Genomic DNA, 22,537 nt, shown 5'->3' on the forward strand with positions numbered 1-22,537 from the left:
GCTATCGCCGGTTCAGGGCCGCCGTCAGCGCTTCCAGCAGGCGGGTATTTTCCGCCTCACTGCCGACGGTCAGCCGCAGGCAGTCGGTCAGGGCAGGATGCTGGCCATGCAGACACTTCACCAGCACGCCGGCTTCCTTCATGGCGGCGTGTACGGCCGACGCCTCCCGCACCCGCACCAGCAGGAAATTGGCTTCGCTTGGCCATACCCGCAGCCCGGGAATGGCCTCCAGTGCCTGATGCAGCCGCAGCCGCTGTTCGCGCAGTGATGCGGCCAGGTTCTGCCACCAGTCGGGATGCGCCAGAGCGAAGCGGGTCGCCAGCTGGGTGAAGACATTGATGTTGTAGGGCATGCGCACCCGCTCCAGAGCATCCACCCACTCCGGTGCGGCCACCAGCCAGCCCAGCCGCAGACCGGCCATACCCGCCTTGGACAGGGTTCGCATCACCGCCACATTGTCAGGACGACCGGCCAGATCCAGGCAATGCTCGCGGCTGTGCGGGAAATAGGCCTCGTCGATCACCACCAGGCCCGGCGTGGCCTCGGCCAGTGCCAGCAGGGTCTCACGGGGGAAGCGATTTCCGGTGGGGTTGTTGGGGTTGGCCACAAAGACCAGCGCCGGCTTCTCGCGCTCGATGGCGGCAACCGCCCGCTGCGGATCCAGACTGAAATCCTCGGGATCCAGTGCCAGCGGGTGGTAGCCCATTCCTGCCGTCGTGGCGGCGGCCCGGAAGATGGCAAAGCCAGGTTCCGGCGTCATCAGGCAGGCATCGGGGCGGGCCAGTGCCAGACACAGCATCTGGATGATCTCGTCCGAACCGTTGCCCAGTAACAGGCCCAGAGAATCGGCAATGGCGAACTGGCGCCGGAGCCCGGCCTTCACCGCCTGCGCACCGCCGTCGGGATACCGATGCCAATCGGCTTCGGCCACCCAGTCCTGCCACGCTTTCAGCAAGGCAGGGGGCAGGCCCGTGGGCGCCTCCATGGCATCGAGCTTCACCAGGCCACGCGCATCCGCCACCGCATAGGGGCTGGCCGCCAGAATCTCCGGCCGCACCACCTCCGACACCCGAACACGACTCACTCAGGCCTCCCGACTCATGCGCTTTGGTCCCCGCCCGGTCGGCGCAAGGCCGCGGAGCGGGCGTGCGCGGTCAGGCCCTCGGCATCGGCCAGGGTCACCGAGGCCTCGGCCAGCGCCGACACTCCGTCCGGATGGCACTGGATGAGGCTGGAACGCTTCTGGAAATCCTGCACCCCAAGGGGTGAGGCAAAACGGGCCGTGCCGGACGTGGGCAGCACGTGATTGGGCCCGGCGCAATAATCACCGAAGGCCTCGGGCGCATGGTGCCCCATGAAGATGGCCCCGGCATGCCGTACCGAAGGCAGCAGTGCGTCCGGGTCGTCCACGGCCAACTCAAGATGCTCAGGGGCAATGCGATTGATCAGGGCCAGGCCCTCGGCCTCGTTATGACAGTCAATCAGGGCACCGCGACCGGACAGGGAGGCGCGGATGATGTCGCGACGGGGCATCGCCGACAGCAAACGCTCCATGGCCGCCTCCACCCGGTCAAGATAATCGGAATCGGGACTAACCAGGATGGACTGGGCCAGCTCATCGTGTTCGGCCTGGGCGAACAGATCCATGGCCGCCCAGTCCGGCGGCAGACTGCCATCGGTATAGATGGCGACTTCCGACGGCCCGGCGATACTGTCGATCCCGACCCGGCCAAAGACCTGACGCTTGGCCGATGCCACCCAGGCGTTGCCCGGCCCGACAATCTTGTCCACCGCCGGCAAGGTGGCCGTGCCGTAGGCCAGTGCCGCCACGGCCTGGGCGCCACCCACGGTAAAGACCCGGTCCACGCCCGTCAGTGCGGCGGCCGCCAGGACCAGATCGTTGAGCACGCCGTCCGGCGCCGGCACCACCATGATGATCTCGCCCACGCCGGCGACACGGGCCGGCACGATGTTCATCAGCACCGACGACGGATAGGCGGCACGCCCGCCGGGCACATAGACCCCTACCCGGTCCAGGGCGGTAACACGCTGACCCAGGCGATTGCCCTGGGCGTCCTGGAAGGACCAGCCCTCCTCTTTCTGGCGTTCGGCGTAGGCGCGAATGCGTTCGGCCGCGAACGTCAGTGCCTCGCTCGCCGCCGGTTCGGCCTTTTCCAGCGCGGTGGACAGACGCTCGGCGGGAATCTCCAGCTCGGCCGCCTCGGCGCAATCGAGGCGATCCAGCTCACGGGTATATCGCAGCAGGGCCGCATCGCCCTCCTCGCGCACGGCCCGCAGAATGCGCCTGACGGTCTCGTCCACCTGGACGGCGGCGTCGCCATCCCGATCCAGCAGGGCCATGAAGCGGGATTCGAAGTCCCCGGCCTGGCTGTCCAGGCGATTGATCAGGCTCATGCGCCCTCCCCGGCGGCTGCCTGCCGGCCACGCACGGCCTCGGCGATACGATCCACCACCGCGCGAATCTCGCTGTGCCGGGTTTTCATGGCCGCCTTGTTGACCACCAGGCGGGCACTGATGTCGGCCACGGTCTCCACCGGTTCCAGGCCATTGGCCCGCAGGGTGTTGCCGGTGTCCACCAGATCCACGATTTCATCGGCCAGCCCCACCAGGGGCGCCAGTTCCACCGAGCCATACAGCTTGATCAGCTCCACCTGCTGCCCCTTGCGCGCGTAATGGCGACGAGCAGACGCCATGAACTTGGTCGCCACCCGCAGACGACGGCGTGGCGGCTGGTAATCCCTTGGCCGGGCCACCATCAGGCGGCAATGGGCCAGATCCAGGTCCAGGGGTTCATAGAGACCGCTGCCTTCATGCTCGAGCAGCACATCCTTGCCGACAATACCGAGGTGCGCCGCGCCATGCTCCACATAGGTGGGCACATCACTGGTACGCACCTGCAGGATGCGGGCGTGATCACCGATGACGGGCAGGATCAGGCGCCGGCTTCTGCCGGGATCCTCGGCGGGCTCGATGCCGGCCGCCTTGAGCAGAGGCAGGGTGTCCTGCAGAACCCGACCCTTTGAGACGGCGATGGTAAGGGGGTTGCTCATAGTCTCTTGTCACCGACAGTTAACAAGCTGCAAAAGCAGCCCGATTCGAATCGTTGTCGTGTTCTTTTTCGTTGTCGTTGTCGTTGTCGTTGTCGTTGTCGTTGTCGGAATTATCAAACGCCGAGCGACGAGAAAAACCTAAAAGAACCGGCTCGGCGTGGTTGTCGTCCTTGAGCTGTTTACTCCTTGCTTCTTGCGCCTTGCTTCTTTCAAAAGCCGATTACGATTACGACTACGACAACGAGGGGCGGGCTTTCGCCCGCCCTAGTCCGGGACCCGGCGGATTCTTGCGCCGAGTTGCTGGAGTTTTTCCTCGATACATTCGTAGCCACGGTCGATGTGATAGATCCGCTCGACAATGGTTTCCCCATCGGCAACCAGACCGGCCAGCACCAGGCTGGCAGAGGCACGCAGATCGGTGGCCATGACCGGGGCCCCCGTCAGACGCTCGATGCCGGTAATGATGGCGGTATTGCCCTCGAGCTGGATCTTCGCCCCCATGCGCTGCATTTCAAGCACATGCATGAAGCGGTTCTCGAACACGTTCTCGGTAATCGTCCCGGTGCCATCGGCAACGGAATTGAGGGCCGTGAACTGGGCCTGCATGTCGGTGGGGAAAGCCGGGTAGGGAGCCGTGTGGATATTCACCGAGCGGGGGCGCCGGCCTTCCATGTCCAGCTCGATCCAGTCCTCACCCACATTGAGTCGGGCCCCGGCCTCTTCCAGCTTGGCCAGCACGGCGTCCAGCACCTGCGGCTGGGTATCCCTCAGCTTGATGTGGCCACGGCTCATGGCACCGGCCACCAGGTAGGTTCCGGTTTCGATACGATCCGGCAGCACGTTGTACTCGCAGCCTTCCAGCCGCTCCACGCCGGTAATGCGGAGCGTATCGGTACCGGCACCAAGGATCTTCGCCCCCATCTTGATCAGGCAGTTGGCCAGATCCACCACTTCCGGTTCACGGGCAGCATTCTCGATGATGGTTTCCCCGTCCGCCAGGCAGGCCGCCATCATCAGGTTCTCGGTGCCGGTCACGGTCACCGTATCCAGCACGATCCGGGCACCATGCAGACGCTCGGCGCGGGCCAGGATGTAACCATTCTCCACGTGAATGTCGGCACCCATGGCCCGCAGGCCTTCGATGTGCAGATTCACGGGCCGGCTGCCGATGGCGCAACCACCGGGCAGGGATACGGTGGCTTCGCCGAAACGGGTCAGCAGCGGGCCCAGCACCAGAATGGAGGCCCGCATGGTCTTGACCATGTCATAGGGCGCATAGAAACGGTCGGCCGAGCGCGGATCCACCGCCACCCGCATGCGGTCGTCGATGGTGACATCCACGCCCATGCCGCCGAGCAGTTCAATGGTCGTGGTGACATCATGCAGATGCGGCACATTGCCCACGGTCATGGGCCCGTCGGCCAGCAGGGTGGCCGCCAGAATCGGCAGGGCGGCGTTCTTGGCGCCGGAAATGCGGATCTCCCCCTCCAGGGGGCCGGAACCGTGAATGAGCAGTCTGTCCAATGAATTTCCCCTGATAAGGCGATCGGCACTGCGCGTGCCGGCGACAATCGGATGCGGATCGAAGAATGACCTTACTGGTCCCCGGCGGCTTCCTCGGGGGTCATGGTCTGCATGGACAGGGCATGGATTTCGCGCCCCATCTTGTCTCCCAGCGTCCGGTAGACCATCTGGTGACGCTGCAGGGTGCGCTTGCCGGCAAAGGCCTCGGAAATGATCACGGCTTCGAAATGCGTGTGGTCTTCACCCTGCACGGTGACCTGGGCTTCCGGCATGCCGGCCTCAATCATGGCTTTCACGGCCTGGGGGTCCATAGGCTTCCTCAATCTGGCGGAAATCGCGTCGTTGATGCCGCGACAGCGGCAATGGCGAACGCGACATGATAATGCCGTTGGCATGAACGAATCCAGCGCACACGCTCGCCAGCGGGTCGTTACGGCCGCTACACTGCGCCTGATCGTCCCCGAACGGGACAGTACCCACCAGCCCAGGCATTCGAGGGAAGCATGCTGCTGCAGATCGTCGCCATCATTGCGGGACTGGGTCTGACCATCTGGTCGGCGGATCGTTTCGTTGACGGTGCGGCCACCACGGCGGCCCGTCTGGGCATTTCCCCCCTGGTCATCGGGCTGACCATCATTGCCGTGGGCACCTCGGCACCGGAAATTGCCACCTCCGCCCTGGCCGCCGCCCAGGGTTACCCCGGGCTGGGCATTGGCAATGCCGTGGGCTCCAATGTGGCCAATATCGGCCTGATCCTGGGCATCACGGCCCTGGTGATTCCCCTGAAACTGCGCTCGGCCAGTCTGAGGCGCGAGCTGCCGCTGCTGATCGTGGTCACACTGATCTGCCTGCTGCTGCTGGCCAATCATCAGCTGGAACGTCTGGAAGCCGGGGTCATGCTGCTGATGTTCGTGGCCAGCCTGCTCTGGCTGGCCTGGCTGGCGAAACAATCCGGACCGGACGACCCCATCGTGCCGGACATCCCCGACCCCCTTCATGGTGGCGCCAGCCTGAAGACGGCGCTGGGCCAGCTGTTTCTTGGCCTGGGGGTATTGCTGGCGGCGGCCCAGCTGCTGGTCTGGGGGGCCGGCAGCCTGGCGGCCACCCTGGGCGTCTCCGAACTGGTGGTCGGCCTGACCATCGTCGCCATCGGAACCAGCCTGCCGGAGCTGGCCACCTGCATCGCCGCCGCCCTCAAGGGGCAGCACGATATCGCGGTGGGCAACATCATCGGCTCGAATCTGTTCAATCTGCTGATCGTGCTGCCCCTGCCGGGCCTGATTGCACCCGGGCCGGTCCCCGATGGCGTTCTGTCGCGGGACTACCCGGTGATGATCGGCTTCAGTCTGCTCATCGTGGTGCTGGCGCGTGGCTTCGGCGGCCGCGGGGTCATCCATCGCTGGCAGGGTGGCCTGCTGCTCTTGCTGTTCCTGGCCTATCAGCTGCTGCTGCTGGGCACATCCGGCGTCGGGGCTGTGCGATAATTCCACCATCCATCATCCAGGGGAAAGAGAGCGACATGGCAAGCAGGAATCCGGACAACGCTGTGGCCAGTGAAAGCAAGGCACTGGAACTGGCGCGGGAGGTGCTCGAGCTGGAAGCCGACTCCGTTCGGGACCTGGCGGCGCGGCTGGGCGAGGAGTTTGCGACCGCCTGGCGCATCTGCCTGGACTGCCAGGGCCGGGTCATCGTGACCGGCATGGGCAAATCCGGGCACATCGCCGGCAAGGTGGCCGCCACCCTGGCCAGTACCGGCACGCCGGCCTTCTTCGTGCACCCGGGCGAGGCCAGTCACGGTGACCTGGGCATGATCACCGGCGAGGATGTGGTGCTTGCTCTGTCCAACTCCGGGGAAACCGGCGAGGTGCTGACCATTCTGCCCCTGATCAAGCGCCTGGGCGTGCCGCTGATCAGCATGACCGGCCGACCGGATTCAACCCTCGCCCGCGCCGCCAATGCCAACCTGGACGTGTCCGTGGCTCGCGAGGCCTGCCCGCTCAATCTGGCGCCCACCTCAAGCACGACGGCGACGCTGGCCATGGGCGATGCCCTGGCGGTGGCACTGCTGGAAAGCCGGGGCTTTACCCAGGAAGACTTTGCCCGCTCCCACCCGGGCGGCAGCCTGGGGCGCCGCCTACTGCTGCAGCTGGACGACCTCATGCATTCCGGTGATGAGGTGCCGAAAGTGAATGCCGACACCCCCATGCGGGAAGCCCTTCTGGAAATGACCCGCAAGGGCCTGGGCATGACCGCCGTGGTGGATGACGAGAACCGGGTGGTGGGCATCTTCACCGACGGTGACCTGCGCCGTACCCTGGACCGCCTGGTGGACGTCCACAGCACCCCGGTCAGGGAACTGATGACCGCCGGCCCGAAAACCGCCCGCCCCGACATGCTCGCCGGCGAGGCCCTGCGCCTGATGGAGACCCAGCGCATCAACCAGCTTCTGATCACCGATGCAGACGGACGCCTGATCGGTGCCCTGAACATGCACGACATGCTGCGTGCCGGGGTGGTGTAATGATTGATCCCGGCCTGAAGAAACGTGCTGCCGACATCCGCCTGGCCGTGTTCGACGTCGACGGCGTACTCACGGACGGCCGCCTCTACCTCGGCCCCGACGGACTTGAGCTCAAGGTCTTTCATACCCGCGACGGGCACGGCCTCAAACAGCTGATGAAGGAAGGCGTCGAAGTGGCCATCATCTCCGGCCGGCGCTCACAGGCCGTGGAAGACCGCATGAGCCAACTCGGGATCCGCCACGTCTTTCTCGGCGTGGATGACAAGCGCCCCTGCTTTCACGAGCTGCGGGAACAGCTCGGCCTGCCAGCGGCCCAGTGTGCCTTCATGGGTGATGACCTGGTTGACCTGCCGGCCATGGCAGACGTGGGCCTGGCGGCCGCCCCGGCCGATGCCCATCCGGCCGTCCTTGAGCAGGTACACTGGTCCAGCCGGGCCAATGGTGGCTTCGGTGCCGCCCGTGAGTGCTGCGACCTGATTCTCGCGGCCCGGGGATCCGATACCCGTTACGCGGGGAATTGAGGAAGGGGCCTCACCATGCTGCGCTGGCTCGCCGCTCTGCTCATCATTGCCGCCGCCATCATCAGCCTGCTGATGCTGGGGGAACGGCGCGAACCGCTGCCGCCACCCGCACCGGTCGAGGCCGAAGAAGAACAGCCGGACTACTGGATGGAAAGCAGCCGCATCGAGCGCTTCGATGAAGACGGAGAGCGCCTGCTGCTGCTGGACTCGGATCGACTGGCCCATTTCCCCAGCGATGAACGCAGCGAGATGAGACAGGTGCGCGCCGAACAACGTGGCCCGGAATCGCTGCTTTGGGAAATGCACGCCGAACACGGGCTCGTCACCGGTGACCGCAGCCTGGTGGCCCTGAGCGGAGATGTCAGAATGGAGCGCCGCGCACCCCACGGACCGTCAACCTGGCTGTACACCGACAGCCTCGAGTTTCTGCCCCGGGACGATCTGGCGCGGACGGACGACCCGGTTCGCATGGAACGCGGGGCGACCATCACCACCGGGATCGGCCTGCATGCGGCCATGGCCGAGGATCGGCTGATCATCAAGCAGGAGGTAAGGACACGACATGTCTCTCCCACAGACCCGAACTAGTGCCTGGATCAGCCTGCTGGCCGGTCTGATGCTGGCCGCCGCGGCCCAGGCCGAGGGCGAGATGGAGATTCTTGCCGACGAACAGGACGTGGACGGCCAGGCCGGTACCGCCACCTACCGCGGCAACGTGGAGATTCGGCAACAGAATCTGCTCATTTACGCGGATCAGGTCGTCTTTTTCGAGAATGAGGATGGCGAATATGATCGTGCGGAGATGCGCGGCCAGCCCGTTCATCTGATTTCAACCCCGGAGGGGCGAGCGAAAACCGAGGCCTTTGCCCACTTCATGGAGTACAACCTCCAGACCGAACACCTGCTGATGCAGGGCGAGGCCCGCCTGAAACAGGAACGGCAGGACCTGCGAGCCGAGCGCATTGAATACGACCTGCCCACCGAGCGTATCCGCGCCAGCCGCGGCGACGGTGAGGACGAACGGGTGCGGGTACGCTTTGAACGCCAGTCACCGGATCGGGAGAATGGCTCGTGAGCAAACGCCTGGAGGCACGCGGCCTGGCCAAGCGTTACGGCGCCCGCCAGGTAGTCAAGGACGTCAATATGGTGGTTGAACCCGGCGAAGTGGTGGGCCTGCTCGGCCCCAATGGCGCCGGCAAGACCACCTCCTTCTACATGATCGTCGGCCTGGTTCAGGCCGATTCCGGGCGCATACTGATGAATGGCGAGGATGTCACCCACCTGCCGGTTCACGCCCGGGCCCAGGCGGGCCTCGGCTACCTGCCGCAGGAAGCGTCCGTCTTCCGCAAACTCACGGTGGAGCAGAACATCCGGGCCATCCTGGAAGTCCGCAGGGATCTCGACGCCGCCGGCCGTGACCGCATTACCGAGGCCCTGCTGGAGGAGCTCAATATCGGCCACGTCCGCGAAAGCCTCGGCATGAGCCTGTCCGGCGGTGAACGTCGACGGGTGGAAATCGCACGCGCCCTGGCCGCCGAACCGGCCTTCATGCTGCTGGACGAGCCCTTCGCCGGGGTGGATCCGATCTCCGTGGGCGAAATCCAGCGCATCGTCACTCACCTGAGGGATCGGGGCATCGGCGTGCTGATTACCGACCACAATGTGAGAGAAACTCTGGGCATCTGCGGCCGGTCGTACATCATTAGCGAGGGCGCGGTGATCGCCGAGGGTACCGCTGAGGAGGTACTTGCCCACCGTCAGGTCAGGGAAGTCTACCTGGGCGAGGATTTTCGGCTATAAATAGAGAAAGGCCCTCGCTTCCCCTTTGCCGTTGCGGCGCCTTGCCAGCACGCTTTCAGCAGGAGTCTCACTTGCCAGCCATCCAAGAAAAATCAAATGCTTAAGCCGGCACTGCAATTGAAGATCGGCCAGAAGCTGGCCATGACCCCCCAGCTCCAGCAGGCCATACGCCTGCTACAGCTCTCCTCGCTTGAACTGGAAACCGAGATTCGCCAGGCCCTGGACAGCAACGTCATGCTGGAAGCCGAGGAGGAATTGGATTCCGCCCGCGACGCCACCGACGACAACTCGCCCGCTCCGGATCAAACCGCCAGCGAGGTGGAAACCCGCTTCGAGACACCGGATTACTTCTATTCCACCGGCACCGGTGGCGGCTGGCAGGAGGATATTGACGAGGATCGCCGCAGCGAGAATGCGGAAGGTACCTCCCTGCATGATCACCTGCACTGGCAGCTGGACATGGCCTCCTTCAGCGAAGCCGATCGCCGCATCGCCGAGGCCGTGATCGACGGGATCGACGGTGACGGCTACCTGCGTGAATCCCTCGACGACCTGCGCCAGGCACTGGACGAGGAGGCCGCGGAGGCGATCGAGGACGCCGAGATCGAGATGGTGATCCGCCGTATCCAGTGCTTTGACCCGGCCGGCGTGGGCGCCCGGAGTCTGCGCGAATGCCTGAACCTGCAACTTCAGGCCCTGGCCCGGGAAGGGGCCGATGTCCGCCTGGCCGAGACCCTGGTGGAGGAACACCTGGAAGCCCTGGCGCGGCAACCGGCGGACAAGCTGGCGAATCGCCTGGACTGCGATGTGGCATCCGTACAGGCGGCCATATCACTGATCCGGAGCCTGCACCCCCACCCCGGCACACGGGTCGCACCGGCCACCACGGAATACGTGGTACCCGATGTGGTGGTACGTCGTCACGAGGGCCGCTGGGTGGTGGAACTCAACAGCGACATCACGCCCAGCCTTCGGGTCAACCGGCTCTATGCCGACCTGGTGGCCAAGCGCCAGGGCGGTGGCGAGTTCCAGACCATGCGCGGGCAACTGCAGGAGGCCCGCTGGCTGGTTCGCAGTCTTGAGATGCGCAATGACACCCTGCTGAGGGTGGCCTCGGCGATTGTCGAGCACCAGCAGGCCTTTCTGGATCAGGGCGAGGAGCACATGAAACCCCTGGTACTGGCCGAGATCGCCGAGGCGGTGGATCTGCACGAGTCCACCATCTCGCGGGTCACCACCCGCAAGTACATGCTGACTCCACGCGGGGTGTTTGAATTCAAGTACTTCTTCTCGGCCCAGCTGGCACGGGAAGACGGTGGCGAGACCTCGGCCACCGCCGTGCGCGCACGCATAAAACGCATGATTGCCGCGGAGAACCCGGCCAAGCCGCTGAGTGACAGCCGCCTGGCGGACGACCTCAAGCAGGAGGGATTCCGGGTGGCGCGGCGCACGGTGGCCAAATACCGGGAGGGCATGAACATACCGCCGTCCCATGAACGCAAGCGGGTAAACGCATAGCGGGTTCAGGAAGTGACCCGGCGCTGGCGCACACGACAGCGGAAAGCGGGATCCGGTCCCGCACCGTGTGCACTTCAAAACGGCCCGTGGCGATTCGCCACGCAAGCGCGGCGCAGTGAGACCGGCCAAACCAGACGGGCCTGCCGGTGGGGAACAAGCCGCTCGAGTGTGTGGCGCATCACGAGAGGAGTGCCAGACCATGCAGATGAATCTGACCGGCCATCATGTCGAGATCACCCCTTCCCTGCGCGATTACGTGGACACCAAGATGGAGCGCCTGGAACGACACTTTGATCACATCAACGGGGTGCATGTGATCCTGACGGTCGAGAAACTCCAGCACAAGGCGGAAGCCAAGGTGAATGTGACCGGAAAGCCGCTGTTCGCCGACGCCCTGGAGGAAGACATGTACGCCGCCATCGACCGTCTGGTCGACAAGCTGGATCGCCAGGTCAAGAAGCACAAGGAGAAGATCAAGGACCACCACGCCGCCACGGTGGACAAGGCAGACCGGCTTCCCCCGCACCCGGATGAGCTGGGGCCGGCCTGACGGCGGGTCAGAACAGCCCCTCGGGGCCGGAATCCTGCCCCCGGTGGCCGGCTGTCAAGCCGGCCACCGGACCGCCCGACAGACATTCATGCCGTTGGTGCCGAAAAGGATCCGGCCAGGCTTGAGAAGGACACGGGGCGGGTCTAGACTGTGCGGCCTTCGTGGGCTGGAACCGGATTGGAAACCAGCCCCCTGACCAGCTGAATACGGCAATATCATGACGATAAGAGATCTCATCGCTCCGGAACGCATCAGCACGGCCACCGAGGTGGGCGGCAAGAAGCGCGCGCTGGAAATGCTCAGTGACCTGCTGGCAAGCAGTGGTGAGGAGCTCAGCCGGGGCGAAATCTTCACCAGCATGATCAACCGCGAGCGGCTTGGCAGTACCGCCATCGGTTCCGGCGTTGCCATTCCTCACGGCCGCATTGAAGGCCTGCGCAACAGCATGGGCGCCTTCATTCGCCTGCAGGATCCCATCGATTTCGATGCCACGGATGGTGCCCCGGTGGACATGATGTTTGCCCTGATCGTGCCGACCCAGTGCGCCGAAGAACACCTGAATGCACTGGCGGCGCTTGCCCGCATGTTCTCCCGCAGTGATCTTTGCGATCAGCTGCGCCTTGCCGAGAGCCCGGACGCCATCTACGAATTGCTGATCAGCTCGGAGGCCGACGACCAGCAACAGGCAACCGCCTGACCCGCTCCTGTCTCCGCCGCCGGGCCGGGCGGCTCTGGTATATTGGTTCCCCTGAGCAGCATCTGAGCCATTCATTCGCTGCCGCGGCCAGATCGACCACGGAGAGCACGGCATGAAACTCACCATTGTCAGCGGCCTGTCCGGATCCGGAAAAAGTGTGGCCCTGCACATGCTTGAGGACATGGGCTATTACTGCATCGATAACCTGCCGGTGGCCGTGCTCCGGAATTTCGTGCGTGAGACCGTGGCCACCGGCAACCCGGAATACAGCCTGATGGCTGTGGGCGTGGACGCCCGCAACCGCCCGGAAGAGGTGGAAGCCCTGCCGGATCTGCTGGAAACCTTTTCGAAAGAAGGCATCCAGTGCGAATTAATCTTTCTTGATGCCGATGAGGATGTGCTTCTGCGCCGCTACAGCGAAACGCGACGGCGGCACCCCCTGTCCAGCGAGGAGCGGACACTGCCGGACGCCATTCGTGAGGAAAGACGTCTGCTGTCCGCCATCGCCGAGCGGGCCGACCTGATCATCGACACATCCCGCCTGACGGCCAATCGCCTGCGGGAACTGATTCATGATCGCCTCAGCCACGATGGCAAGGGCACGCTGTCGCTGATGTTCGAATCCTTCGGTTTCAAGCACGGTGTGCCGCGGGACGCGGATTTCGTCTTCGATGTACGCTGCCTGCCCAACCCCCACTGGGAGCCCGTGTTGAGACCCCGCACCGGCCGGGACCAGGAAGTCATCGATTATCTGGACAAATCGGATCTCGCCCAGCGCATGGTAGGGGATCTGATCGATTTCCTTGAGCAATGGCTGCCCCCCTTCGAGGTGGGCCGACGCAGTTACGTCACCGTGGCCATCGGCTGCACCGGCGGGCAACATCGCTCAGTCTATGTGGCTGACCGCCTTGCCCGACATTTCCAGCAGCACTGGGGCAAGGTCGTCACGCGGCATATCAGTCTCAATTGAGGAGGCCTGTCAGGCATCATGTCCGACTCTGAACCCCCGATGACCGAATGCGATGTGGTCATCTGCAACAAGCTGGGCATGCACGCCCGCGCGGCAACACGCTTCGTGACCGCCGCCTCCCGTTTCAAGGCCGACATCAGGGTCGAAAAGGATGGACGCGATGTCAGCGGCAAAAGCATCATGGGCCTGATGATGCTCGCCGCCAGCAAGGGGACACGCCTCCACATTCGCGCCGAAGGCGAGGATGCCAGAGAAGCGGTGGAACAGCTCTGCCGCCTGGTGAAGAATCGCTTTGATGAAGGTGAATGACCATGGATAAGTGGCAGCCACGAGGAACCACGATTTGAGTCTGCTCCTGAATGGTATCGGCGTATCCCGCGGGATCGTGATCGGCCAGGCGCATGTGGCCGATGGCGAGCCCATGGAAATCCTCGAATACAATCTGCCCCGCCCGGAGCTGGACAGCGAAGTTGATCGTTTTCATCAGGCCCGGGAGGCGGCAAAGGAGCAGCTCAGCAAGGTCCGGGAGCAGATCCCCGAACATGCCCCCACCGAGATTGGCGCCTTCATCGATACCCACTTGCTGATGCTGGATGACGAGGCCCTGTCCAAGGCGGTGGAAGACCTGATCCGTCAGGAGCAGTGCAACGCGGAATGGGCGCTGCAAAAGCAGCGTGACCAGCTGGTGGCTGTTTTCGATGAAATGGACGACCCCTATCTGCGCACCCGCCGGGATGACGTGGATCACGTGGTCAATCGTGTACAGCGCCTGCTGACCCGCGGCGAGGATTTCTGGGAAGAGGCCCACGACGAGGTGGGCGCCTACCCCATTCTGGTGGCCGAGGATCTGTCCCCGGCCGATCTGGTGATGATGCAGAGCCGGGGCGTGCGGGCCCTGATCACCGAGTCCGGCGGCCCACTCTCCCATACCAGCATTCTGGCCCGCAGCCTGGGCATTCCCGCCGTGGTCGGCCTGCACCGGGCCAGACAGCTGCTGCGGGATGGCGAATCCCTGATCATCGACGGCCTCAAGGGCGCGGTCTTCGCCAATCCCGGTGAACGGGAGATCGCCTTCTACCGGCGCAAGCGGAGAGAGCTCTGGAAACACGTCCGTGAGCTCAAGAGCCTGCGTGGTGCGCGAGCCGAAACCCTGGACGGTACCCGCATCCAGCTGATGGCCAACATCGAGCTGCCGGAAGACCTCAAGCTGTACCAGAAGACCGGGGGTGACGGCATTGGCCTGTACCGAACCGAATTCCTCTACATGAACCGGCCGGATTTCCCCGACGAGGATGAACAGCACGAACGCTATCAGGAGCTGCTGGCCGCCGCCGATGGCGCACCCGTCACCATCCGCACGCTGGATCTGGGCGCCGACAAGCGCCTGCGGGGCAGCGATCGCGGCCCGGAAGATGCCCGCAACCCGGCGCTGGGCCTGCGCGGCATTCGCTACAGCCTGAGCGAACCCAACACCTTCCTGAAACAGCTGCGGGCCCTGCTGCGGGCATCGGCCGACGCCCCGCTACGCATCATGCTGCCACTGGTCACCACCGCCCAGGAGGTGCTCCAGGCCCAGCAGATGGTGGAAGTGGCCAAGCAGACCCTGGACGCCCGCGGCCAGGACTACGACCCGGCCGTGCCCATCGGCGCCATGATCGAAGTCCCTTCCGCCGCCCTGACGGCACACCAGATCGCCCGACACGTGGACTTCCTGTCCATCGGCACCAATGACCTGATCCAGTACACCCTGGCCATCGACCGGGTGGACGATCATGTGAACTACCTTTATGACCCGGTGCATCCGTCGGTGCTGAAGCTGATCTCCAACACCCTCCAGGCCGGCCAGCGGATCGGCATTCCCGTGTCCATGTGCGGGGAGATGGCGGGCGACCCCCAGTACACGCGCCTGCTGCTGGGTCTGGGGCTGCGGGAATTTTCCATGCACCCCTCGACCCTGCTGGAAGTCAAGCGGGTCATTACCCGCACGAATTTGCGTGACCTCAAGGGCCGTACCCGCGCCTTCATGCAGAACACCGACCCCGGGCGGGCCCCCGATCTGCTGCGCCGCCTGAATGCCAACCAGGGCTAGTGCATTCGCGCTGATCCCGTACAGACCGCCCCGAAACACGGAAAAGCCGCTCAGAAGCTGCTAAGCTCTGGAATGGTTGATAATTCCCATGCCCCCGGTGGTGGCGGGATACCGTTACCGCCACGGGCATGAACTTGCTCCAGAGGAGCGAGAGGTGGGTAGGGACATGATGCGCAGAATCGTTGTAATCAACCCCAAGGGGGGCTGTGGCAAGACCACGCTGAGCACGAACCTGGCCAGCTATTTTGCCGTTCAGGGCTTTCGGACCTCGCTGATGGACTACGACGTCCAGGGCTCCAGCTCCCAGTGGCTGCAGCTGCGTGGGCCGGATCGCCCCGAGATCCGGGGCGTACGGGCCGCCGAGGCCGTTCCGGGAGCGACCCGCGCCTGGCAGACCCGCCCGCCGGAAGGGACGGAACGCCTCATCGTGGACACGCCGGCGGCCCTCGACTATCACCGTCTGGTGGAAGCCACCCGCGGTGCGCAGGCCATCATCATTCCGGTGCTGCCGTCCAATATCGATATCCATGCGGCATCGCGCTGCATCGCCGATTTGCTGATCAAGGCGCGCATCAGTCGCCGGGGCGATCGTCTTGCCGTGGTGGCCAACCGGGTACGCAAGCACACCCGGGTCTACGGCAAACTCGAACGCTTCCTCAACAGCCTGGACATTCCCTTCGTCACCACCCTTCGCGATACACAGAACTATGTTCGTGCCGTGGAGCAGGGCATTGGCATATTCGAGTTGCCGGAATCCGAGTGCGCACGGGATCGCGCTCAATGGCGGCCGCTGATCGACTGGATTGAATCACGTCCCGTCCATCAACTGATTCACGGCGGGCGCCTGGCCGGTCAATAGGCCAGGCAACTGCGCTGCCTGTCTCGCTGCCCGGCCCTCAATCCAGACTGCGGTTGACGCCGAGCCAGTAAAGCCCGAGACGCCCAACCGCTTCCAGGAAGGCCTCCGACGCGATCGGCTTCTGCACATAGCTGTTCGCGCCCTGGGAATAGGCCTCTGCCCGATCCCGGTCTTCATCCGATGACGTCAGAATGACCACCGGCAGAAAACGATAGCGCTCACTCTGGCGAATGGCCCTGAGCACCTCGAAACCGTCCACTCGCGGCATTTTCAGATCCAGTAGCACGACGGCCGGCATGGGCTGCGGGCCTTCCGACTCCGGCTGGATCCCGAGCATGGCGAGTGCCTCGACGCCATCCCGGGCCTGCAATACCTCATTTTCGATTCCGCATTTTCGCAATGCCCGAATCGTCAGATCCGCGTCATCCGGGTTGTCCTCCACCAACATGATGGGAAAGGACACCACCTCGGATCTTGCTGCCATCTCATCATCCATCACTCATTCCCCTGTCACCAAAACTGAAACGGAAGCAGGCACCCATCGAAGGATGGCCATGGGCGGTGATCCACCCACCATGGCGAATCACGATCCGATGCACCGTGGTGAGTCCGATACCCGTCCCTTCGAATTCTTCGTAACCGTGCAGGCGCTGGAAGGGCTGGAAGATGCGCTCCACATAGGCTGAATCGAAGCCTGCACCATTGTCCCGCAATTCAAAGCCCTGTTGCCCCGACTCGCCCTTGAAGGCACTCAGGTGAATCTCGGGTGATTCGGCCTGGCGGGTGAACTTCCAGGCATTGTCCAACAGGTTCTCCAGCGCTGTCTTCAGCAGATCCGCATCCGCATACGCTTCCAGCCCTTCGTCGACCTGCCAGTGAACGCGACGATCAGGGTAATCCTCTTCCAGCTGCCGGCAGATCGACACTGCCACGTCAGTGACTGATACCCGGCTCCGCTTCAGTTCCGAGAGTGACACCCTGGACAGGCGAAGCAGGTCATCGATCAGGTCACCCATGCGCGAGGTTGCCGCACGAATACGCTGAATGTAATGGTGAGCGGTTTCATCCAGGGCCCCGCCGTAGTCTTCTTCCAGGGCCTGGGAATAGCCATCGATCCCGCGCAAAGGGGCCCGGAGATCGTGGGAAACCGAATAGGAAAAGGATTCCAGCTCGCGATTGGCGAACTCCAGCGCCTCCGTCCGGCTCCTTACCCGCCATTCAAGCTGGCGATTAAGGGCTCTGAGCTCCTCTTCCGCCAACACCTTGTCGGTAATGTCCAATACGAAACTCAGGATGTGACCCCGTTCCGGGTCATCCAGATCCACGGCCGCCATGTACCAGGCGCAGTGGACGACTCGACCCATCCGGGTGTGCACTCTGCAGGCAAACTCGCAACCGTCTTCCTCGCAAGAAAAGATCCTGCGAAAGGATTCTTCCACGCCGGCCCGGTCGTCCTCATGAAAGAAGAGCCATTCAAACGGTCGACGGCCCAGCACGGCCGTTGCCGGCCATTCGAACAGCTTTTCCGCGCGGGACGACCAGGAGCGAATCCGAAGCCCACGATCCCATTCGATGACCGCCAGGGGCGAATGACCAACATGCAGCCGGAGATGCTCCAGGATCTGCCGGCGTTCTTCATCCGCCTGATGCAGGTGCGAGAGTATCGTCCGGAATTCATCACTCATCCTGTCACCGCCAACCGATGCATCCACGGGTTCATTGCGGCGAATGCCGTGAACCTGCTCAAGCACGGGCAGGACATTCCGGCGCACGAACACCCGCCCGGAAAAGATCGCCAGAACCAGCAGGGACAAGAAGGCGGTGAACATCAGGATCAGCGACCAGTTCCGGTATTGCCGGGCGTGGATCAGCCCGGGCTCCAGCGGCACCCCGGCCACGGCGAACACGCGCCGCCCATCGCCCAGCTCGACCTGATTGGCGGCATGCTGCCGACGCACACCATCAAGCCCCATCATGGCCTCGCGAATGAAACCGTCCACCACCTGAGCAAGCAGGCTGTCCACGTTCTCCAGGCGATGACCGATCCAGCGATCCGCGTCGGCACTTCGATAGTGGATCCGTCCATCATCACCGATCAGGGTTAGAATGTAGTCCGAAGCCAACGGTTCCAGGCCTGACGGCAAAACGGCCTGCTCCGGATCAATGGCCAGGAACACCACGGCTTCCGGATCCAGCCCCGTTCCCACACGCTGCGCCAGATGCAGAACACGCTGACTGTTGCCCGTGGCAAAGGGCATGACGGCATCGCCGATCTGCGGATCCGAACGCGATCGGGCAGCCTGGAAGAAGGCATGGGACGAAAGATCGGGCCGCACATCGGGCATTCGGGTCGCACATTGCAGGTGGCCGTTCCCTCCCACCACGCCGGCATTGAAGATGTAGTCGCTCTGCTCAACCACGTCCTGAAAAGCGCCTCCACACACGGCATCCGGCTGTGATGCCTCGCCGGCCTGGCGATTCATCAGCATTAGCAGACTGCGTGAATACTCCAGCTGATTGGCGTGGGATCGGGCCATGGTATCGGCGATCGTGATCGTCTGTTCCATCGCACGTTCCCGCTCACCGGAATAGACCAGCCAGAAAAGCAGTGCAAAACAGACAAAGACCGGGATGGCGGCAAGCATGGTCAGGCGGAAAAAGATCAGCGCAATCGGTCGTGCCCAGAAACCCCGGGGGGGCCCCCTGCCCCACCGGCGTCTGAAGCGACCGCTTCCGTGAATCGATTCACTCATGTTCCGGAACAGCGTCCTGTGCCTGACTTTCGGGCTTCACCACGCCGAGCATGACCCGGCGCCGATTCTCGCCCATGCCTGTCCAGGCGAGCAGAACGCGCCCCTCATGAGCCAGTGCAACCGGCACCCCACTGGCGCGGCTGGCGGCCACCGTCCGCAAGGGGGTGGCCGGCGACAGCCGTTCACCGTCCACCACCCGACCCATGAGATGGGCTTCACCGTTCCGCTGCGCCATCCAGAAAACCAACAGTGACGTCTCATCCAGTGCCGCCAAAGCCACGCGCCCCATCGCGCCACCATCGTCAATACGCAGGGCTTCGCTGTAATGCCCTGAATCATCGTGGCGATAACGCAGTTGAACGCGCGGCTCGACCGCGCCACTGAACCAGGCCACAGCGGTTTTTCCTGGCCGACGCAGCGCGGCGGGGCCATTGACCGGACAGGCAGCAATCCGCCAGCCGTCGTCCTTGACCGTCTCTGAACGCTGGATCGATTCACCCAGCGGGCCGATGCTGGCAATGTCACGGATTTCATCATGACTTCGGTCACGGTAGAAAACCCGTGGCCCTTCCGGCTCCAGCACCATGGCGGTCATGCAGCAATCGCAGACGCGGTCATCCACTTCTTCATCTTCACCGGGGATGGAAGCACCCGGCTCAAAGCGTGCCCAGCGCAGGCTCATGTCGCCATGGTGGCCATGGCCGGCCGCCTCCGTGTTTCCTTCGGTGACGGTGTGACGCCCGTCCAGCCAGGCGACAGCCAGGTCACCGTTCTCCAGCACCACCGAAGACAGGAAGCCGTGCTCGGCCTGGCGGCCCTCCCGATGGAGGATGAACGGCTCACTCCAGCTGTCACCCTCGTCTTTCGACCAGGCCGCGTGAATGTTGTAGTGATAGGTACCGGGGCCACTGCGAACCAGCCAGTGGGCAAACAGGTAGTCACCCACCGGACGCACACCCGGGGTGTCCGCCCAGTTGGCGAACCAGTTATCCCCGGTGATCACGGTTCTTGGTTCGGACCATTCATTCCCGTCCAGACGGGAGAATTTCAGGGCATGCTGTCCATCGCCAAGGGCCTTCAACCACGACAGATAAACACCATCGGCATCGGCCGCCAGACGTGGCGCAAAGCTGTTCTCTCCGGCCGGTGATGGCAATTCCTGCAAGACCGGTGCATCCGGTGTCCGCTCACAGGCGGCCAGGATGAACAGTGTCACGGCAACAAGGCACAAGCTGGCTCGACTCGAATTCAACATCATCAAAACTCCGGAATGAGAATCAGGGTATGCGCCGCGTCGCCCGGCAGGAAGGGACTGCTGCGGCCATCGCTCCAGTCACGATGCCCGTCTCGGTACCAGGGGGAAAGGAAATGGCCGCTCTGCCCACCGGGCATGTGAAAAACCCCATCCGCTTCGGCACCGGGGCGCACCACCAGGCGCTGGGACGCACCAAAGGCACCGACCTGAACCCTTGGCATATGCTGATCACCCGGCAAACGCTCGGGTGTCAGATCGAGCCAGCGGGCAAGCAAGGGCAGTGAGGTACTCATGGGGTGACGGACATGGGTGGTGTTGCGCTCCCCCCAATCCTGCCAATCTCCGTCCGAATTCGCATTCTGCCGGGAGGCCGCAATCACGGCATCCATCGCATCCACCAGCAGCTCGTCCCAGCTGTCAAAATCGGGTGCCAGCAGATGCATTGGCCGTTCGGCCAGCAATTGGCGAACCGGACGCTCCCGCTTGCGCTGATGCCGGTAATCAAAATCCGGCCAGGCCTCCACCATCGGATGCAATAGGGGACCCAAGGTCCGCCCGGTCACCTCGCGACGAAAATCCCGCAGCAGACGATAGCCCACGGAGTCCGGCCAGGCATGACCGTGCCAATGGGTGATCTCCTCGCGGAAGCGCCGACGCGCCTCGCTGGCCTCCGCCGCGTCGGCCGCGCTCAGGGCAATGGGTACCCAGTCGTAGAGCAAACGGGCTTCATCATCCAGCTGAAGATCCAGCATGGCCTGTTCATCGTGACGTTCCATTTCAAACAGACGGTCACGAATCTGTTGCTGACGGGCCGCCACCGGGTAACCGCCATCGCCGATCCTGTCCAGATGTTCGCCACTGGCCACCCGGGCATTGGCGGTCCAGAGGCGACCATGGGCCGGGTTCACCACCCGGGGATACGCCGCCTCCGAAAGCCACTCACCCGCATGGAAATCTCCGGAGCGCGGCAGGCGAGCCGCCGAGCGGAAACCGCCGTCCCGCTCGGGAATGCGACCGGCAATCGTCCAGCCAATATCGCCGGCCCGGTCCACGGCCAGGAGGTTCTGGGGGGGCATGCCAAGCCGGGCACCCGCCTCCAGCAGGGACGTCACATCACGCGCCCGGTAGACATCGCGGAAGGCCACGTTCAGCCCCCCTGGCAAAGCGGCAGTCCAGACCTTGGCATGCTTCTCATCATCCGCGACCGACACCACCGGCCCCCATCGACTCCAGACATAACTCAGGCTTTCACTGGCTCCGCCCCGCACCTCGATCACTTCTTCATGTTCAATGAGCTGCTCGGGGCCGTCCGGGGTCAGGTAGCGACCCGCCTCCTCCTCATCCCAATCCAGGACCACCCGGGTCGACCAATCGCCGTAACTGTTGGTGAAGGTCCAGGCCAGGTGCCCATTGCTGCCGAGCACCACGCCGGGAACGCCCGGCAGGCTGGCGCCGGTAATCGGCCATTCATGCTCGCCTCGGACCTGAAACTGAAGGCGATACCAGGTATTCGGCAAGGACAGGCCGAGATGGGTGTCACCGGCAAGCAAGGCCGCCTCCCCCTCCAGCAGGTCCCCCGACACGGCCCAGCTGTTGCTGCCCGGCAATGGCAGCTCGCCGCCCAGCAGGCGTCGCCAATCCAGGTTCACGTCCTCGAAGTCGCGCACCTGAAACTGATCCTCGCCGGGAATCGCTGGCAACTCAGGCAGGGGCTCATCCTGCAATGGCGCGTCCCGCGGGTCAGCCGGATCCAGCAGGAAGGTGGACACGGCCTCCGGCAATGTTCTTGTGATGCGATCCAGCTGCAGGGCCCGATGACCGCGCGCGTCGTTGAGGTAGAAGAACATGGAGAGGTTCACCAGCAGGCTGTCCTCGGCCCGCCAGTCCTGTGGCCGTGCATTCAGCAACCAGTATTCCGGCGGCCGACTGCCCAGGGCGTCCAGCCCGGCATTGACACCGGCGGCATAGCGGCTCAAGAGGACCTGGTCGGCTTCGGGCAGTGTCGCCAGGGCCTCTCTGGCCAGATGACGGCCTCGCCAATGGCGCCGCTGGCGATCAAAATCCAGTGCCACCTCACCAAACAGGGCCGCCAGCTCACCGGCGGCCGAGCGACGCAGGGTGTCCATCTGGAAAAAACGTTCCTGGGCGTGCACGAAACCCATGGCAAAGGCCGCGTCACCCTCGCTGTCCGCGACAATACTGGGAACACCCTGTCGATCCCGCTCGATGTTGACCGGGCCTTCCACCGCGAGGGCAATTTCACCATCGAGGGCCGGCAGGCTGGCACGGAACAGCAGCCAGGCCGCCAACAGAATCACCACAGCCAGGAGCAACAGCCCCCCACTTCCCCAGAGCAGCCCACGCTTCATGCCCGTTCTCCCGTTACTGTCATGTCACGATTCTGGCACA

At 63.9% G+C, this 22,537-nt stretch carries 22 protein-coding genes; 13 read left to right on the top strand and 9 right to left on the bottom strand.

Annotated elements, in window-relative coordinates; all coding sequences use genetic code 11:
• Nucleotide 1 precedes the first annotated feature (1 nt).
• From hisC to RBH19_RS06585, 5 genes are all read right to left on the bottom strand, one after another.
• The gene (hisC, locus tag RBH19_RS06565; RefSeq protein WP_306728028.1) at nucleotides 2-1,084 is read right to left on the bottom strand and encodes a histidinol-phosphate transaminase; all 1,083 of its coding nucleotides are present in this window, start codon (nucleotides 1,082-1,084) and stop codon (nucleotides 2-4) included.
• A 14-nt stretch (nucleotides 1,085-1,098) separates the two neighbouring features.
• Nucleotides 1,099-2,415, bottom strand: coding sequence for a histidinol dehydrogenase (gene hisD, locus RBH19_RS06570; protein ID WP_306728029.1), 1,317 nt, complete (start codon nucleotides 2,413-2,415; stop codon nucleotides 1,099-1,101).
• Nucleotides 2,412-3,071: an ATP phosphoribosyltransferase gene (gene hisG / locus RBH19_RS06575; RefSeq protein WP_306728030.1), complete on the bottom strand. Its 660-nt coding sequence runs from the start codon at nucleotides 3,069-3,071 to the stop codon at nucleotides 2,412-2,414. Before hisG ends, hisD begins: the two co-directional genes overlap by 4 nt.
• Nucleotides 3,072-3,335: 264 nt before the next feature.
• Complete coding sequence (murA, locus tag RBH19_RS06580; RefSeq protein ID WP_306728031.1) at nucleotides 3,336-4,595, bottom strand: UDP-N-acetylglucosamine 1-carboxyvinyltransferase; 1,260 nt, start codon at nucleotides 4,593-4,595, stop codon at nucleotides 3,336-3,338.
• A 71-nt stretch (nucleotides 4,596-4,666) separates the two neighbouring features.
• On the bottom strand, nucleotides 4,667-4,882 hold the full coding sequence (locus tag RBH19_RS06585) for a BolA family protein (protein WP_306728165.1): 216 nt from the start codon (nucleotides 4,880-4,882) through the stop codon (nucleotides 4,667-4,669).
• A 216-nt stretch (nucleotides 4,883-5,098) separates the two neighbouring features.
• Between RBH19_RS06585 and RBH19_RS06590 the strand changes: the two genes are divergently transcribed.
• The 13 genes from RBH19_RS06590 to RBH19_RS06650 all read left to right on the top strand — a co-directional run bounded on the left by RBH19_RS06590 (nucleotide 5,099) and on the right by RBH19_RS06650 (nucleotide 16,120).
• Nucleotides 5,099-6,079, top strand: coding sequence for a calcium/sodium antiporter (locus RBH19_RS06590; protein WP_306728032.1), 981 nt, complete (start codon nucleotides 5,099-5,101; stop codon nucleotides 6,077-6,079).
• Between the two features lie 35 nt (nucleotides 6,080-6,114).
• Complete coding sequence (locus RBH19_RS06595) at nucleotides 6,115-7,116, top strand: KpsF/GutQ family sugar-phosphate isomerase (RefSeq protein ID WP_306728033.1); 1,002 nt, start codon at nucleotides 6,115-6,117, stop codon at nucleotides 7,114-7,116.
• Entirely contained in the window at nucleotides 7,116-7,637 is a 522-nt protein-coding gene (locus RBH19_RS06600; RefSeq protein ID WP_306728034.1) for a KdsC family phosphatase, read from the top strand. Before RBH19_RS06595 ends, RBH19_RS06600 begins: the two co-directional genes overlap by 1 nt.
• A gap of 15 nt (nucleotides 7,638-7,652) precedes the next feature.
• Nucleotides 7,653-8,225: an LPS export ABC transporter periplasmic protein LptC gene (gene lptC, locus RBH19_RS06605; protein WP_306728035.1), complete on the top strand. Its 573-nt coding sequence runs from the start codon at nucleotides 7,653-7,655 to the stop codon at nucleotides 8,223-8,225.
• Nucleotides 8,200-8,712 (top strand): lipopolysaccharide transport periplasmic protein LptA, encoded by a 513-nt coding sequence (lptA, locus tag RBH19_RS06610; protein WP_306728036.1) that lies wholly within the window; start codon nucleotides 8,200-8,202, stop codon nucleotides 8,710-8,712. Before lptC ends, lptA begins: the two co-directional genes overlap by 26 nt.
• A complete protein-coding gene (gene lptB / locus RBH19_RS06615; RefSeq protein ID WP_306728037.1) occupies nucleotides 8,709-9,437 on the top strand; it encodes an LPS export ABC transporter ATP-binding protein in 729 nt (242 codons plus the stop codon). Before lptA ends, lptB begins: the two co-directional genes overlap by 4 nt.
• A 96-nt stretch (nucleotides 9,438-9,533) precedes the next feature.
• Entirely contained in the window at nucleotides 9,534-10,955 is a 1,422-nt protein-coding gene (locus RBH19_RS06620; protein WP_306728038.1) for an RNA polymerase factor sigma-54, read from the top strand.
• A 199-nt stretch (nucleotides 10,956-11,154) separates the two neighbouring features.
• A complete protein-coding gene (gene hpf, locus RBH19_RS06625) occupies nucleotides 11,155-11,505 on the top strand; it encodes a ribosome hibernation-promoting factor, HPF/YfiA family (RefSeq protein ID WP_306728039.1) in 351 nt (116 codons plus the stop codon).
• 217 nt (nucleotides 11,506-11,722) lie between these two features.
• Nucleotides 11,723-12,202 (top strand): PTS IIA-like nitrogen regulatory protein PtsN, encoded by a 480-nt coding sequence (gene ptsN, locus RBH19_RS06630; RefSeq protein WP_306728040.1) that lies wholly within the window; start codon nucleotides 11,723-11,725, stop codon nucleotides 12,200-12,202.
• 112 nt (nucleotides 12,203-12,314) lie between these two features.
• A complete protein-coding gene (rapZ, locus tag RBH19_RS06635; protein WP_306728041.1) occupies nucleotides 12,315-13,172 on the top strand; it encodes an RNase adapter RapZ in 858 nt (285 codons plus the stop codon).
• Nucleotides 13,173-13,211: 39 nt separating this feature from the next.
• A complete protein-coding gene (locus tag RBH19_RS06640; RefSeq protein WP_306728166.1) occupies nucleotides 13,212-13,481 on the top strand; it encodes an HPr family phosphocarrier protein in 270 nt (89 codons plus the stop codon).
• A gap of 34 nt (nucleotides 13,482-13,515) precedes the next feature.
• The gene (gene ptsP, locus RBH19_RS06645; RefSeq protein WP_306728042.1) at nucleotides 13,516-15,261 is read left to right on the top strand and encodes a phosphoenolpyruvate--protein phosphotransferase; all 1,746 of its coding nucleotides are present in this window, start codon (nucleotides 13,516-13,518) and stop codon (nucleotides 15,259-15,261) included.
• Nucleotides 15,262-15,427: 166 nt separating this feature from the next.
• Nucleotides 15,428-16,120, top strand: a complete 693-nt coding sequence (locus RBH19_RS06650) for a nucleotide-binding protein (protein WP_306728043.1) — start codon at nucleotides 15,428-15,430, stop codon at nucleotides 16,118-16,120.
• A gap of 37 nt (nucleotides 16,121-16,157) precedes the next feature.
• Here the strand turns inward: RBH19_RS06650 and RBH19_RS06655 are convergent, their stop codons facing one another.
• Genes RBH19_RS06655 through RBH19_RS06670 form a run of 4 tightly spaced genes read right to left on the bottom strand, consistent with a single transcriptional unit; the run spans nucleotide 16,158 to nucleotide 22,497 of the window.
• Complete coding sequence (locus tag RBH19_RS06655; protein WP_306728044.1) at nucleotides 16,158-16,604, bottom strand: response regulator; 447 nt, start codon at nucleotides 16,602-16,604, stop codon at nucleotides 16,158-16,160.
• 4 nt (nucleotides 16,605-16,608) lie between these two features.
• Nucleotides 16,609-18,873, bottom strand: a complete 2,265-nt coding sequence (locus tag RBH19_RS06660; protein WP_306728045.1) for an ATP-binding protein — start codon at nucleotides 18,871-18,873, stop codon at nucleotides 16,609-16,611.
• On the bottom strand, nucleotides 18,866-20,131 hold the full coding sequence (locus RBH19_RS06665; RefSeq protein ID WP_306728046.1) for a sialidase family protein: 1,266 nt from the start codon (nucleotides 20,129-20,131) through the stop codon (nucleotides 18,866-18,868). Before RBH19_RS06665 ends, RBH19_RS06660 begins: the two co-directional genes overlap by 8 nt.
• Nucleotides 20,131-22,497: a penicillin acylase family protein gene (locus tag RBH19_RS06670; protein WP_306728047.1), complete on the bottom strand. Its 2,367-nt coding sequence runs from the start codon at nucleotides 22,495-22,497 to the stop codon at nucleotides 20,131-20,133. The genes RBH19_RS06665 and RBH19_RS06670 overlap by 1 nt, the downstream gene beginning before the upstream one ends.
• Nucleotides 22,498-22,537: the final 40 nt, after the last annotated feature.

The sequence above is a fragment of the Natronospira bacteriovora genome (assembly GCF_030848495.1).
GTDB classification, from domain to species: Bacteria; Pseudomonadota; Gammaproteobacteria; order Natronospirales; family Natronospiraceae; genus Natronospira; species Natronospira bacteriovora.